Genomic DNA, 228 nt, shown 5'->3' with positions numbered 1-228 from the left:
ATCTCTCCATAAGCCGGCAGGGAAGCAACGGCGATGACAGCTGCTCAGGAATTGGCAAATTTTGATTTACTGATGATGTGACATTATGAAGAAAAAAATTGTTAGATTTTCGGCATTAGCACTGGCAATTGGGTTTTTATCTGGTTGTACGATCATCCCTGGTCAGGGATTAAACAGTCTGCGTAAGAACGTGGTTGAGCTTCCAGACAGTGATTACGATTTGGATAA

Annotated in this window: 1 pseudogene; it reads left to right on the top strand. The window is 42.1% G+C overall.

Annotated elements, in window-relative coordinates:
• Positions 1-85: 85 nt before the first annotated feature.
• Positions 86-228, top strand: a pseudogene (locus VZP09_RS12670) (polysaccharide export protein Wza); the annotation flags it as partial.

The sequence above is a fragment of the Klebsiella sp. EMBS2024 genome, from assembly GCF_036233805.1.
GTDB classification, from domain to species: Bacteria; Pseudomonadota; Gammaproteobacteria; order Enterobacterales; family Enterobacteriaceae; genus Klebsiella; species Klebsiella pneumoniae.
This window is presented reverse-complemented; position numbering and strand designations above follow the sequence as displayed.